General features: G+C 68.3%; 2 protein-coding genes. Both read left to right on the forward strand.

The features are described 5' to 3' along the window. Positions 1–152: 152 nt before the first annotated feature. Complete coding sequence (locus HGB51_RS18830) at positions 153–1883, forward strand: ShlB/FhaC/HecB family hemolysin secretion/activation protein (protein WP_141739132.1); 1731 nt, start codon at positions 153–155, stop codon at positions 1881–1883. 68 nt (positions 1884–1951) lie between these two features. Continuing rightward, the gene (locus HGB51_RS18835; protein ID WP_171966927.1) at positions 1952–16813 is read left to right on the forward strand and encodes a hemagglutinin repeat-containing protein; all 14862 of its coding nucleotides are present in this window, start codon (positions 1952–1954) and stop codon (positions 16811–16813) included. Positions 16814–16875 lie beyond the last annotated feature (62 nt).

The raw sequence follows: 16875 nt of genomic DNA on the forward strand, positions 1-16875 counted from the left end.
GGCGATGTCTCACTTTCACGCAAAGTGCGGACTTTTCCTACACGCGCACGCGCTAATCCGGCGCTGGTTCCCGCTGTGCAATTCAATTAGAGTTGCCACGCCGCAGGCTGTCCGTTCGCCGCGTGCACCAGACTCAGCTGCCAGGGAAGCGCGTGAAAGGGGATCAGGGGGATATCGACCGCAGCCGTGCGCTGCGCTGGCGGTTGGCCGTGGCTGTTGCCATCGCCTGCCTGCCCACCGCCGTGGGCGCGCAGGTGGCGCGGCCTTCGGACCAGGAACTGTTGCGCCAGCAGGAGCGTGAGCGTGTGCTGCGCGAGCAGCAGGAAACCACGCCCGACGTGCGCCTGCAGGCCACGCCTGAGGAAGCCGTAGGTCGCCTGCCGGCCAACGAGTCGCCGTGCTTCACCATCGATCACATCGTGCTGGAGGGCGACCTCGCCGAGCGCTTCCGCTGGGCGCTGAAGGCTGCCGATACGCGCAACGATCCGGCCAGCGGCCGCTGCCTGGGCACCGCCGGGGTGGACATCGTGATGAAGCGTGTGCAGAACGCGATCATCGCGCGCGGCTTCGTCACCACCCGCATCCTGGCCGCGCCGCAGGACCTCAAGACCGGCACGCTCACGCTCACCGTGGTGCCCGGGCGTATCCATGCGGTGCGCTTTGCCAGTGACGAGGGGCGCACTCCGGCGCTCTGGAATGCGCTGTCGGTCGGCCCGGGCGACCTGCTCAACCTGCGCGACATCGAGCAGGCGCTGGAGAACCTGCAGCGCGTCCCCACTGCCGCGGTCGACATCCAGATCGCGCCGCCGCAGGAAGGCGCTGCGGCCCGGCCCGGCGAAAGCGACCTGGTGATCAGCTGGAGCCAGCGCGCACCGGTACGCCTGAACCTGACCCTGGACGATGCCGGCAGCACCTCCACCGGCAAGCTGCAGGCCGGTGCCACGCTGTCGCTGGACAACATGGCCGGGCTCAGCGACCTGTTCTACTTCAACGCCGGTAAGTCGGTGTTCAACGGCAGCGCACGCGGCACCGACAGTTGGGCCGCGCACTACAGCGTGCCGATGGGCTGGTGGCAGCTGGGCGCCAACGCCAGCGAGTACGACTACGAGCAGACCGTGGCCGGTGCATTCGAGACCTACGAGTACAGCGGCTCCAGCCGCAACGCCGAGCTGCGCCTGACCCGCATGCTGTATCGCAACGCCCACGCGAAGACCAGCATGTACGGGCGTGGCTGGTACCGCGAGTCGGACAATTTCATCGACGACACCGAGATCCTGGTGCAGCGCCGGCGCATGGCCGGCTGGGAGCTGGGACTGGGCCACCGCCACTTCATCGGCAAGGCGACGCTCGACGCGAACTTGGCCTACCGGCGCGGCACCGGCGCGTTCGACGCGCTGGAAGCACCGGAACAGGGCTTCGGCGAGGGCACCGCACGCGGCAAGATCATCACCGCCGACGCCCAGCTCACCGTGCCGATGCAGTGGGGCAGGCAGGCGCTGCGCTATACCGGCAGCTGGCGCGCGCAGTGGAACCGTACGCGACTGGTACCGCAGGACCGCTTCTCCATCGGCGGCCGCTACACCGTGCGCGGGTTCGATGGCGAAGTCTCGCTCACCGGCGAGCGCGGCTGGCTGCTGCGCAATGAGCTGGCGTTCGCCCTCGGCGGCGGCGTCGAAAGCTACGTCGCGGTGGACCACGGCCAGGTCAGCGGGCCGTCCACCGAGTACCTGCTGGGCGACCGCCTTACCGGCATGGCGCTGGGCCTGCGCGGTGGCACCCGCCACCTGCAGTGGGAGGGCTTCGTCGGCAGCCCGCTGCACAAACCCGACGGTTTCCAGACCGCCTACACCACGTTTGGCATGAACCTCGGCGTCTCGTTCTGACGCCAGCTGCATGGCCGCGTGCCTGACCGGTGCGCGCACCCTACACCGCATTGAAAGGAAGCAACGCCGTGAATCGAGTCTACCGCCTGGTCTTCAACCGCACGTTGGGTGTCATGCAGGTCGCTTCGGAGCTGGTCAACGCACCACGCGGCGGCTGCGACGCACGCGGTGGCAACAGCGTGGCCACGCTGCGGCCGATGAGCTTCGCACTGTGGCTGGCGCTGGGCTGGGTCGGCGTGGTGCAGCCGCTTTCCGCGCAGCAGTCGCCCAATGCCGGCCGCATCATCGCCGACCCGAATGCACCGGCCGAGCAGCGCCCCACCGTGGTCACCTCGGCCAACGGCACACCGCAGGTCAACATCACCACGCCCAGCCGGGCAGGTGTGTCGCGCAACCAGTACCAGCAGTTCGACGTCGGTTCGCAGGGCGCCATCCTCAACAACTCGCGCACCGACACCCAGACCCAGATCGGCGGGTGGGTGCAGGGCAACCCGTGGCTGGCCACCGGCACGGCGCGGGTCATCCTCAATGAGGTCAACAGCAGCAACCCCAGCCAGCTCAACGGCTACATCGAAGTGGCCGGCGCTCGCGCGCAGGTGGTGATCGCCAACCCGGCCGGCATCCAGGTCGACGGCGCCGGCTTCCTCAACGCCAGCCGCGTCACCCTGACCACCGGCAGCCCGATCGTCAGCAACGGCGCGCTGGAAGGCTACCGGGTCAACGGCGGCGCCATCCGCATTGCCGGTGCCGGCCTGGATGCCAGCCGCGCCGACTACACCGACATCATCACCCGCTCGCTGCAGGTCAACGCGGGCATCTGGGCCAACCAGCTGCAGGCCAGCCTGGGCACCAACGTGGTCAGTGCCGACCACACCGGCGTTGCCGCGCAGGCCGCCGACGGCGCCGCGCCGGCGTTCGCGCTGGACGTGGGCGCGCTGGGCGGCATGTATGCCAACCGCATCTGGCTGGTCGGCAACGAACACGGCGTGGGCATGCGCAACGCCGGCAAGATCGGTGCGCAGGCCGGCGAACTGGTGGTCACCGCCGACGGCCGGCTGGAAAACACCGGCGCGCTGCACGCCCAGCAGGACACCCGGGTGAACGCCAGCGGCGGCGTGGCCAATGCCGGCACGCTCAGCGCCGAGCGCGAACTGCGCGTGGACACCCCGGCCGACATCGACAACAGCGGCGGTACGCTCAACGCGCGCCGGATCGAACTCAACGCCGATGCGCTGCGCAACCGCGCCGGCAGCATCGAGCAGGTCGGCGCGCAGGCGCTGCAGCTGACCGGCGCCGACATCCGCAACGTGCAGGGCCGGATCGGCACCGTGGCCAGCACCTTGCCAGGCGAGGGCAGCGGTGGCGGCAACGGCGGTGGCAACACCGGTGGCGGTACGACTGCGCCGGGCACGGGCGGTACCCCCGGGACCGGCACCAGCACGCCGACCCCGGGTACCGGCACGGTCACCCCGCCGGTCACCCCGGTTGCACTGGCCGCCGGCGTGCTCAACATTGCCCACACCCTGGACAACGACGGCGGCGCCATCGACGGCAGCGGAGCGTTGCGGCTGCAGGCCGGCAACAGCCTGGACAACAGCGGCGGTAAGCTCGGCGTGGACACGCTGAAGGTGCAGGGCGAGGCACTGCGCAACGTGGGCGGCACGCTCGACGTGCAGGGCGCCGCCAGCGCCAAGGTGGGCACGCTGGACAACAGCGGTGGCCGCATCAACCTGGCGCAGGGCGTGGAACTGCAGGCGCAGACCCTGCTCAACCGCGGCGGCACGCTGGCCCATGGCGGCACCGTCAGCACCGGCTGGTCGATCGGCACGCTCGACAACAGCGACGGCAACATTGCCAGCAATGCGGCCAGCCTCGGCCTGGACGTCGGCGCGCTGGTCAACACGCGCGGCAGCATCAGCCACGCCGGTAGCAATGGCCTGCAGCTGCGTGCCGGGCGCCTGGACGGCAGCGGGGGCACCATCGCCACTGGCGGCAACATCGACCTGCTGCTGGGCACCGCCGACCATCGCAACGCACAGCTGATCGCGAACCAGGTCAGCCTCTCGGCCACCGCCTTCGACAACCGCGGCGGCACCGTGCTCTCGACCGGGCAGCAGGCCAGCAGCCTGCACGTGCAGGACCACCTCGACAACAGCGACGGCGGCACGCTGGCCAGCAATGGCGACCTGCACATCAGTGCGGACACGCTCGGTAATGCCGGCGGCACCGTGCAGCAGGCCGGCACCGGCAGCCTGCAGATCGACGCGCACACCCTGAACGGCGCCGGCGGCACTCTGCTCAGCAATGGCAGCCTGTCGCTGCAGGGCGACAGCACCGACCTGCGCGACGGCACCACCGCCGCCCAGCGCATCGAGATCCGCACCGGCGACCTGGTCACGGCCGGCGGCTCGCTCACCTCGGCCAGCACCGACCTGCTGCGCCTGCAGGTGACGCGCACCCTGGACAACAGCGGCGGCGTGCTCGGCAGCAACGGCGCGCTGTCCCTCGACAGCACCACCCTGATCAACACCGGCGGCAAGCTGGTGGCCGCCGGCACCGACGCGACCACCGTGCGCGCGACCGCGCAGCTGCAGAACGACGGCGGCATGCTGTCCAGCAACGGCGACCTGCGCATCGATACCGACGGGCTGGTCAACACGGGCGGCAGCATCGACCATGCCGGCACCGGCACCCTGCAGATCACCGCCGGCAACGTGCAGGGTGGCGAAGGCAGCATTGCCAGCAACGGCCTGCTGCAGCTGCAGGCGCAGTCGCTTGACCTGCACAAGGGCAGCACCCGCGCACACCAGGTGGACATCCAGGCGGACTCGCTGGACAACAGCGGCGGCAGCCTGCTGTCCTCCGGCGACCAGGCGCTGCAGCTGCGCGTCGGCGGCAACCTGGTCAACGACGGCGGTGCGATCAGCGCCAATGGCGCGCAGCAGATCGACGCCGGCGCCCTGAGCAATCGCGGAGGCGCGCTGAACTCGGCCGGTACCGGGGCCACCCGGATCAGCGTGGCCGGCACCCTGGACAACAGCGGTGGCAGCCTGGCCAGCAACGGCACGACACTGCAGCTGCAGAGCGGCGCGCTGGTCAATGCCGACGGCACCCTCAGCCACGCGGGCAGCGGTGGCCTGTCGATCAACACCGGGCGCCTGGACGGCCAGGACGGCCAGATCGGTACGGCCGGCACGCTTACCCTGCATGCAGGCGAGATCGATCATCGCGGCGCCTCGCTGGCCGCTACCCAGCTCGACCTCACGGCCGCATCGCTGGACAACCGCGGCGGCAGCATCGTCGCTACCGGGACCGGCGCCAACACGTTGCAGGTGACCGGCACGCTCGACAACGGCGACGGCGGCAGCCTGGCCAGCAATGGCGACCTGGCGATCAGCGCCGACATCCTTGGCAACGCCGGCGGTAGCATCCAGCAGGCCGGTACCGGCGCGCTCACCCTCGACGTGGACACGCTGTCTGGCGCCGGCGGTACCCTGCTCAGCAACGGTGCGCTCAGCCTGCGTGGCGACACGCTCGACCTGCGCAATGGCACCACGGCCGCCCGGCAGATCCAGATCGACAGCAACCGGCTGATCACCGCCGGCGGCCAGCTCAGCGCGCTGGGCAACGGTACCCTGCAGGTGCAGGCCCATACCCTGCTGGACAACAGCGGCGGCACGCTGGGCAGCAACGGCGCGGTGGATATCGACGCCGGCAGCTTCATCAACGACCACGGCAAGCTGATCGCGGCCGGCGAGGCCGCCTCGCGGATCCGCGTGGCCAATGCGCTGGACAACACCGCGGGTGCCATCTCCGGCAATGGCGACCTGCGCATCGAGGCGGCCTCGGTGCGCAATGCGGAGGGCAGCATCGTCGCCAGCGACGCGCTGCAGCTGCAGGGTGAGGAGCTGGATCTGCGCGACGGCGCGGTCGGGGCCACCGACATCACCGTGCAGGCGGGCAGCCTCGACAATAGCGGCGGCACGCTCAGTGCCACCGGCACCGGCGAAATGTCCCTCCAGGTGCGCGACCAGCTGGCCAACAACGGCGGCACCATCGCGTCCAACGGTGCGCAGCGCATCGACGCCGGGTCCCTGGGCAACCGCGAGGGCACCCTGAGCGCGGCCGGTACCGCCAACAGCCAGATCACGGTCAGCGGCGCGCTCGACAACAGCAAGGGCCTGATCGCCAGCAACGCTGCCGCACTGTCGGTGAGCGCCGGCAGCCTGCGCAACGAGCAGGGCACCTTCAACCACGCCGGTACGCAGGGCTTCACGCTCACCACCGGGCAGCTGGACGGCCGCGACGGCACCGTGGTCACCGCGGGCACCCTGAACCTGTCGGCCGGTGCGGTGGACCACCGTGGCGCCACGGTGCAGGCCGCGCAGATCGCGCTGGATGCGCAGTCCTTCGACAACCGCGGCGGCAAGCTGATCGCCACCGGTACCGGCGCCAACCGCCTCACCGTGGCGGACGTGCTGGACAACGGCGACGACGGCCTGATCGCCACCAATGGCGATGTGGTGATCGAAGCAGCGACCTTCGGCAATGCCGACGGCACCGTGCAGCAGGCCGGCAGCGGCCTGCTCGACATTACCGCCGCTACCCTCAACGGCGCCGGCGGCACGCTGGTCAGCAACGGTGGCCTGTCCGTGCAGGGCGAGAACATCGACCTGCGCAACGGCACCACCTCGGCCCAGCGCATCCGCATCGACAGCGGCACCCTGACCACCGCAGGCGGCACGCTCACCGCCACCAGCACCGATGCGCTGGTGCTGCATGCACGCAACCAGCTCGATAACAGTGGCGGCACCCTCGCCAGCAATGGTGCGCTGGACCTGCGCGCGGGCACGCTGCTCAACAGTGGCGGCACCGTGCAGGCCGCCGGCACGGCCGCCAGCCAGATCAGCGTCGACACCGCGCTGGACAACCGCACGGGCAAGATCCTGGTCAGCGGCGACCTCGACATCACCGCCGCCAGCCTCGACAACCAGGGGGGCACGCTGCACAGCGCCGCCGACCTCCACGTGGACGTGGACGGTCTGCTGGATAACAGCAACGCCGGCCTGATCGCCAGCGGCGGCGACGCCACCCTCAGCGCGGACACGCTGGACAACCGCAGCGGCAGCATCGAACAGGCCGGCAACGGCCAGCTGCAGATCGACGTGGACACCCTGCAGGGCGCAGGCGGCCGCATCGTCAGCAACGGCGCGCTGGACCTGCAGGGCGAAGCGCTGGATATCAGTGGCGGCACCACTGCCGCACGCGATGTCCGGGTCATCGCAGGCAGCCTGCAGAATGCCGGCGGCACGCTCACCTCCACCGGTGAGCAGGCCATGGTGGTGCAGGTTCGCGGCGCGCTCGGCAACGACGGTGGCACGCTTGCCGCCAACGGCGCGCAGCAGATCAGCGCAGGCGCGTTGTCCAACGTCGGCGGCACCCTGAGTTCGGCCGGCAGCGCCGATACCCGCATCGAGGTCACCGGCCAGTTCGACAACAGCCGTGGCATCGTGGCCAGCAATGCCAATGCCCTGCATGTGCAGAGCGGCAGCCTGGTCAACGAGGCCGGTCGCATCGCCCACGCCGGCGAAGGTGGCCTGACCGTCCAGACCGGCAACCTGAAGGGCCAGCAGGGCAGCATCGCTACGGCGGGGACCCTGACCCTGCGCGCCGGCGACGTCGACCATCGCGACGCCACCCTCAGCGCCAACCAGCTCGACCTCATTGCCTCCAGCTTCGACAACCGTGGCGGCATCGTGTTGTCTGGCGGCACCGGGGCCAGCACCATTGCGGTGCAGGGCACCTTGGACAACGGCGCCGGTGGCACCCTGGCCAGCAACGGCGACCTGCAGATCACCGCGGCGACGCTGGGCAATGCCGGCGGCACCGTGCAGCACGCCGGCACCGGCATCCTGGCGATCAACGCCCACACCCTCAACGGCGAGGGCGGCAAGCTGCTCAGCAATGGCAGCCTGCAGCTGGTGGGCGAAACCACCGACCTGCGCAATGGCACCACCGCCGCACAACGCATCAACGTGCAGACCGGTGAGCTGGTCACCGCCGGTGGCAGCCTGACTGCGGCCGGTACCGACGCGCTGGCCCTCAACGTGCGCGGCCGCCTGGACAACACCGCCGGCACCGTCGCCACCAATGGCGCGCTGGACCTGCATGCGGCCCAGCTGCTCAACAACCAGGGCACCCTGCAGGCCGCCGGCACCGCCAGCAGCCAGCTGGGCATCGACGGCGCGCTCGAGAACCGGGGCGGTCGCATCCTTACCGGCGGTACCACCACGGTCACCGCCGCCAGCATCGACAACCGCGCCGGCATCGTCCACAGCGACGGCACCTCTGCGCTGACCGTCACCGCGGAGGGCCTGCTCGACAACAGCGCGCAGGGCACCATCAACGCCGGCGGCGATGCCGACATCACGGCAGGCACCGTGAACAACGCGACCGGCATCCTCGCCGCCGGCGCGGCGCTGCAGCTCGACACGGCCACCCAGCTCAACAACGCCGCCGGCCTGATCCAGGCCGGTACCGCGCTGGCGCTGGACGCGGCCGGCATGAACAACCAGGCCGGCCGGATCATTGCCGGCAGCGTCGACCTCGGCACCCATGGCCTGGCCCTCGACAATCGCGGCGGCATCGTGGCCAGCCTGACGGGGGCCAACACGCTGCACACCGGCCTGCTCGACAACAGCGGGGGCCTGCTGCAGTCGGCCGGCAATCTGCGCATCGACACCGCCGGGCAGGCGCTGCTCAACACCAACGCCAACGGCAATGGCATCAACAGCAGCGGCACCCTGGACATCACCAGCGGTGCCTTCGACAACCGCGCCGGTGCCGTCTATGGCAAGGGCGCCATCACGGTCAACGCCAGCAGCGTGGACAACTCCGGTGGCGGCTCGCTGCAGGGCGCGGGCGACCTTACCCTGCGCGCGCAGACGCTGAGCAACGTTGGTGGTGCCATCAGCGTCGGCCGCAACGCCGACATCGCGTTGCCGGGCGCGCTGGACAACCGCAGCGGGCTGGTCGCCGCCGCCGGCACGCTCGCGGTGCAGGCCGCCAGCGTCGACAACCGCAATACCCTCAGCGCGCCCAACGGCCCGGCATTGGGCCTGCAGGGCAAGCAGCTGCAGGTGACCACGGGCAGCCTGGACAACCAGCAGGGCCAGGTCCTGGCCGACAACCTGAAGCTGCAGCTCGGCGGTCTGTTGAACAACACCGGCGGGCAGGTGTCCGCCGCGCAGACCTCCGAAATCAACGCCGACAGCATCGCCAACGCAGGCGGCACGCTGGTGGCCGGCAGCAACCAGATCATCCGCACCCGCGAGATCAACGGCAACGGCAGGTTGCTCTCGCAGGGCGACATGACCCTGGAGCTGCGCCAGAGCTACACCAACACCAGCGAGCTGGCCGCCAATGGCACGCTCACCCTTGCCATCCAGGGCAACCTGGACAACCAGGGCAAGCTGCAGGGCGCCGGGGTCAACATCAGCGCCGGCAACATCTACAACGCGGCCACCGGCGAAATCAGCAGCGTCGGCCTGACCCGCCTGGTCGCCAACGGCGAGCTGGTCAACCGTGGCCTGCTGGACGGCCACACCACCCATATCGACGCGGGTACGCTGACCAACATCGGCACCGGCCGCATCTATGGCGACCGCATCGCGATCAACGCCGGCACCCTCAACAACATCGCCGAGAACGTCGGCGGCGTGGAACGCTCGGCTACCATCGCCGCGCGCCAGCGTCTGGACCTGGGCGTGGGCGTGCTGACCAACCGCGGCAAGAGCCTGATCTTCAGCGACGGCGATGCCTTCATCGGTGGCGGGCTGAGCGGCTTGAATGCGGTAGGCACCGCGCAGCGCATCGACAACCTAAGCGCCACCATTGATATCGCCGGCAACCTGGACATCAACGCGCTGGCGGTGAACAACATCCGCGAGAACGTGGTGGTGGAGCGTACAACCACCCAACATGCCACGGTAAGGCTCAATCAACCGGGCTGGTTCAAGAACGGTGACAACAAGGGGCGCCTGAGGGAGACGTCCAACTATCAGCCTTATGAGGTCTATTACCTCAATCCGGCCGACATCATTGAGGACACCCCCTACATCACGCCCGACGGCCAGCAGATCCGTCGCGCCGTGGTGCGCCTGACCGCCAACACCAGCGCCTACTACTTTGCCCGTGGCGGCCTGTATGGCGCGCGCGGCGAACGCGCGCGACTGACCGTCCAGGACGGCAACGTGGTGATCTACTACATCGGCCGGTCGGACAACCGCAACAATCCCGACCAGCTTGGCGCCGGCGCCGAAGATCCATTCCGCGACCTCTCCACGAGCCAGCCGGGCAGCCCGGCATTCGGCTATGAATCGGACACGCTCAACTACAGCAACGCCTACGGCACCTGCACCACCACCTGCGTACAGCTGATCACCTACCCGGATTACGACAATCCGGACGCGATGCTGATCAACATGCAGCGGCACCCGCAGGAAACCAGCGGCAACGAAAAGTACCGCGACGCCACCCGCACCACCGTGGAAGACGTGCTGGTATCGGCCGGCGCCGATGCGGTAATCACCGCCGGTGGCAACATCAACATCGCCACCGATGCGCTGCTCAACGAGTACGCCAGCATCGCCGCCGGTCGCGATTTCAGCATCCGGGGGTTGAACGTTGCGACGTCGTCGGTGATCAACCGATCGCGCACGCTGGAGCGAACCGACACCTTCAGCAACGTGTCGTACACCTACGGCGGCTCCCGCAGCAACTGGAGCGCCGCGCCGATCACCCAGACCCTGGGCGTGCTCGGCACCGAAATCACCGCCGGCGGCAAGCTCACCATCGACGTGGGCAACCTTCGCAACGAGAACGTCGGCAGCAGTGGTCCCAGCGTGGGCAACGGCAGCGGCACCTCCAACCTCAACACCAGCGGCCCCGGTGCGGGCTCGGTGGGTCCGGGCGCCGGTTCCGTACAGGGCCCCGGCCAGAGCACTGGCCAGGGGGCGGGTCCGGTGAGCGCGCAGGGACCGGGCGCGGCGTCTGCTGCCCAGGGCGAGAACGGCACCGCCGTGCAGGGCCCCGGCAGCGCCGGCGCGCAGCTGGCCGACACCGCCGTCGCGCAGGGCCCGGGCCAGGTTGGCTTGGCCGGCCCCGGCAGCGGCGGTGCACAGGACATCAGCGCCGCGCAGGCTGGCCACGCCACGGCCAATGGCCCGGCCGCCGTGCAGGCGGGCAGCAGCAACGGCAGTGGCGGCAACGCCGCACTGGACCGCAAGCAGGCCGTCGCCGCTGCCGGCGATGACCCGCATGTGGTGGTGACCGCTACTCCGAATGCCAGCGCGCCCAGCGCCAGCCTGTTCAACGTGGACGCCAATCGTGGCAACTATCTGGTCGAGACCGACCCGAAGTTCGCCAACTACCGCAGCTGGCTCAGCTCCGACTACCTGCTGCAGCGCGCCGGTTTCGAGCCGACGCAGACCCAGAAGCGGCTCGGCGATGGCTTCTACGAACAGAAGCTGGTCCGCGAGCAGATCGGCGAACTCACCGGTCGCCGCTTCCTGGACGGCTACGCCAGCGACGAAGACCAGTACCGTGCGCTGCTTGAGGCCGGTGCCACCGTGGCCGGTGCCTGGGGCCTGCGCCCCGGCGTGGCGCTCACCGCCGAGCAGATGGCGCGCCTCACCAGCGACATCGTCTGGCTGGTCGAACAGGACGTCACCCTGGCCGACGGCTCGGTGACCCGCGCGCTGGTGCCGCAGGTGTATCTGCGCGTGATGCCGGGCGACCTCGACAGCAACGGCGCACTGCTGGCCGGTGCCGACATCGACATCAAGCTGCGCGGCGACCTGGTCAACAACGGCGACATCGCCGGCCGCCAGCTGGTCAGCATCGACGCCGGCAACATCCGCAACATCGGCGGTGGCCAGATCAGCGGCCAGCAGGTCGGCCTGAAGGCCAGCGGCAACATCGACATCATCGGCAGTACCGTCACTGCGACCGACGTGCTCGCGCTAAAGGCCGGCGGCGACATCACCGTCGCCTCCACCACCCGTGAGTGGGGCGACAAGGGCGACCTGCTGGTCCAGCAGACCACCACGCTGGACCGCGTGGCCGGCCTGTATGTGACCAACAAGGACGGCGCCGGCGTGCTCAGCGTCAACGCCGGGGGCAATGTCGAGCTGCGCGCGGCGCAGGTGGCCAATGCCGGCACCGATGGCATCACCGGCATCGTGGCGGGTGGCGACATCAACCTGACCTCGGTTACCGAGCAGCGCAGCGTCTCGCTCACCCACGACGCCCGCAACTTCACCAACCAGAGCCAGGTCACCCACATCGGCACCACCATCACCGGTGCCGGCGATGTGGTCCTGAACGCGGGCCGCGACCTGAATCTTGCCGCTGCCACCGTCTCGGCCGGCAACGCCCTGGTCGCGCAGGCCGGCCGTGACATCAACAGCGTGGCCGTGGTCGACACCCAGGGCTTCGAGAGCGGGGCGAAGAGCAAAAACCATTCGCGCGAGGTGACCGCCGCCAGTGGCTGGGTGCAGGGCAACCAGCTGAGCGGCGCCGAAGGCGTCGCCCTGCAGGCCGGGCGCGACCTCACGCTGCAGTCCACCACGGTGGACAGCAGCGACGGCGGCGTGGTGCTCTCGGCCGGCCGCAACGTGGCCCTGACCACCGCCCAGGAAACCCACGACCTGGTGGTGGATGAAACCACCCGCAAGAAGAAGACGTTCTCCAGCACCACCACCACTACCCACGACCAGAGTTCGGCCAGCTATGCGGTTGGCTCCAGCGTGGGCGGCAAGACCGTCGATATCATCGCGGGCAACGATGTCTCCATCACCGGCTCCACCGTGCTGGCCGACAACGACCTGCGCATTGCCGCAGTGAACAACATCACCATCGAATCGGCGCAGGACACGCTGAGCGAAGCCAGCAGCTTCAGCCAGAAGAAGTCGGGCATCACCGGCGGCTTTGCCAACGGCGTGGCCTCGATGGGGTACAGCAGCTCGAAAGCCAACAACCAGGGTGCCAGCCAGTCCACCACGCAGGTGGGCTCGGCGGTCGGCGCCATGAACGGCAACGTCCAGCTCAACGCCGGCAACCAGCTGACCATTGCCGCCTCCGACGTGGCCGCAGGCCAGGACCTGACCCTGATCGGCAAGGACATCAGCCTCGTCGCCCGCCAGGACACGGTAGACACCCAGAACAGCCAGTCCAGCAAATCCAGCGGGTTCTCGACCGGCGTCACCTACGATCCGGGCAAGGCCTACCGCAGCGCCCGCGACTCCACCACCGACGGCATGGCCGACAGTGGCTCGACCATGGGCGACATCACCCGCAATGCCGAGGGCACTGCGTCGGGCGTACGCGCGGCCACCACTGCGGTCGTACACACAGGCGGCAGCCAGCGCGCCAGTGGCAACCAGACCCACTCCACCAGCGACGCCCGCGTGGCGCAGCTGAGCGCGGGCGGCGACATGACCCTGATCGCCAATGGCGGTTCCATCACCAGCCAGGGCGCCCAGCTCTCGGCCGAAGGCGATGCGCTGCTGCTGGCGACCAAGGACATCGTGTTCGACGTGGCCCACAACACCGAGTCCAGCACAAGCCAGAGCGGCGGCAAGGGCTGGGGCTACGCCAACAACACCAGCGGCCTGCCAGGCGGCACCAACAATGCGCGCAGCGACGGCAACGGCCAGAGCGACACCATCACCGGTACCCAGCTCTCAGTGGGCGGTGGCGTGCGCATGGCCACCACCGAAGGCGACATCACCCTCACTGCGGCCAACATCGCCGCCGAAAAGGATGTGACCATCCGCGCTGCCGGCAACCTGACCGTGCAGAGCGGGCAGGACACGGTGGGCAATGCCAACACGGCAGACAGCAAGGCGATCGGCACGGTGCAGATCTCCGATACCGAGAAGTTCGCCGGCTGGCACCGCCAGCAGCATGAAGACGACAGCGGCATGGTCTCGCAGGTCGCCAGCACCATCGGCAGCCTCGGCGGCAACGTGAACCTGGGCGCGGGTGGCAAATACACCCAGATCGCCAGCAACGTGGTGGCCGCGCAGGACGTGAACATCACCGCCGCGGAGATCGCGCTGCTCACGGCGGACGAGAGCGGCTACAACTCGCAGAGCGACAAGGACCTGAAGATCGGCGTGTTCGCACGGATCAAGTCGCCCTTCATAGACCTGATCAACAACGTCGACGCCGCACGCCAGTCCGACGGGCGCCTGCAGGCGATGCAGGGCATGGCAGCGGGCGCCAACGCCTACCAGGCGGGCAGCGCCATCGCCAGCGCGGCCAAGGGGGGCGGCGCCTCCCTGTTCAGTGCCGAAGCCGGCATCGGCTTCAAGTCCTCCAGCAGCAGCGCTGATGGCAGCAGCACGGTCTCGCGCGGTTCCACCATCCAGGGCGGCGGCAACGTCAACCTGACCAGCACCAGCGGTGACATCCACGTGGTGCAGGGCAACCTGAGCGCCGGCAACACGCTGACGCTGGATTCGGCGCGCGACATCCTGCTCGAGGCGGGCCAGGCCAACCTGCAGAACAGCAGCAAGAGCAACAACGCCGGTGCCGAAGTCGGCGTGGGCGTGTCCGTGGGCGCGCAGACCGGTGTGTACGTGTACGCCGAGGCCAGCGTCGGCAGCAGCAAGTCCAACGCCGAGAGCAGCACCTGGCAGAACACCACGCTGGCCGGCAGCAACATCTCGCTGAAGGCGGAAGGGGACACCACCCTGCGTGGCGCCACCGCCACGGCCGACCGGATCGATGTGAAGACCGGCGGCACGCTCACCATCGAGTCGCTGCAGGACATCGCCGAGAGCATGTCCAAGGAAAGCCAGGTGGGTGGTCGCGTGCAGGTGTCGTTCGGCACCGCGTGGGACGCCAGCGGCTACGCCAGTGCCGCCAAGTCCAACGGCAGCTACAAGGGCGTCGGCCAGCAGTCCGGCCTGTTCGCCGGTGACGGCGGCTACCACGTCGATGCCGGCCACGTGAACCTGGTGGGCGGCGCCATCGCCAGCACCAACGCGACCAACAGCGACCTGACCGCCGAAAGCTTCACCTTCACCGATCTCAAGAACGAGATGGACTACCGGGCCAGCTCGGCCAGCGTCAGCGGTGGCTTCGGATACGGTGGCAAGGCCGCAACTGATGCCAGCGGCAACCCGGTAGCCGCACCGGGCGCCGCCGGCCAGATGAAGGACATCGGCAACACCATCGCCAATGGCGAGTACGGCGCCGTCAACAAAACGTCCTTCAACCCGGGCATCCCGATGTCCGAGAGCGGCCACGACAGTTCCACCACCTATGCCACCCTGACCGGCGGCAACATCACCATCGGCGGCAAAAAGGTCGACGCCGCAGACCTGGGCGTGAACACCGATGCCAGTGCGGCGCACACGGCGCTTGACACCCTGCCGGACCTGCAGAAGATGCTGCAGGAGCAGCGGGCCATGGCGCAGGCCACGGGCACCGTGGTGGCGGCGGGGACGCAGATCCGGGCTGACATCAATGCGTCGATTGATGAGGCGACAGCACGCAGGGAAGAAGCAAAGCGGCTTCTGGGCGATGCTGGGATGAATGCCGTGATGACTCCAAGCGAAAGAGCACAGCTGGTTGCGGTTGCGTTGCAGGCAGACCAGGAGATCGAGAACCTGCAGAAGGTGGGTGTTCTGGTCGGAGCCCTTACGAACGGCATCGCGGCGTCGTCAGGAAGCACCGGACAGATCGTCGCCGGAACCCTTGCACCTGCACTGTCACACCAGATTGGACAGTATTTCAAGGAAAATGCAGCAAGAAACACCATGGATGGGGGTAGTCGAGGCGAAGAGGGAAGCGCGACGCACCTGCTGGCACACGCACTGCTTGGCGCGGCCGTCGCATCAGCCGGCGGCGACAGCGCTTTGATCGGTGCGTTGGCCGCCGGTGGCGCCGAAGCGGCTGCGCCAGCCATTGCCAGGTTCATGTTCGGAAAGGAGAGCAAGGATCTGACGTCGAGCGAGAAGGAGACCGTGAGTTCCATTGCGGGAATGGGTGGGGGGATACTTGGATCGTTTGACGGCGGGCTCCGCAGCGCGATTGCAGCCAGTAACTCTGCAAGCAATGCAGTCGACAACAACTGGGGCGAAGTCGGGCACTACTCGACCATGGCTACTGTTCTGTACCTTGCAGGTTTCAGTGAGACTGACGCAAAAGCCGTCGCGCTCGCAGCATGGTCTCCGGATACCGATGTTCGAAACGCGATCTCCGTGCGCAACGTCTTCAATGGACTGTCGGCGGAGGGGAATCAGCAGCTGATTCACCTGTTGGACGGACAGACCGACAAGGGCAAGGTAATCTCGACGCAGATGGAGCTGCGTGACGCAGTGGCGGTGATCCTTGAAACAATGAAGAAGTACGAGAACTCCCCGGAGGTCAAGAAGGCCCTGCTCTCAAACGCGAATGTTCAGAGGATCCTGCACTCGTTTGGGGACTCCTTCGCTCACGTCACCGAAGATGGAACACATTACGCGGGGATGTTTGGCCATCTCAAGGACGGTTCGGACCCGGATCAGCCCAATCTGCACCCTGACGCGTACCGTGCTTACACGATGAATCTCTACGAGGTGGCGGCCTATGCTGCAGGGGCGAACGCCACGCAGGAACGTGGCAGGATTGCGGCCATGGTCGACTCGGTCACAACCCAGGACAACGCGATAAAGCAACGCGTCGCTCTCGCGGAAGCCATCAAGAACATGTATGGTCGGGAAACGTTGGTCGCCGGACTGGTCATTTCTCCGGTAAAGGACTGCGGAGAGCTCGAGAATTGCGAGAAACGGCCCGTCGGCAGCCTGGTCAATCCCATCATTGCGGAGCTCTACTCTACGAAGCCGCCTGAGAGGACTGGTGGTGCGTCGAAGAACTAGCGCCAGACATGTGCTTCATCCTTCTTCGAACCATCACGGGAGATCATTGCGCGTATGAGTAG

This window comes from Stenotrophomonas bentonitica (genome assembly GCF_013185915.1).
GTDB lineage: Bacteria > Pseudomonadota > Gammaproteobacteria > Xanthomonadales > Xanthomonadaceae > Stenotrophomonas > Stenotrophomonas bentonitica.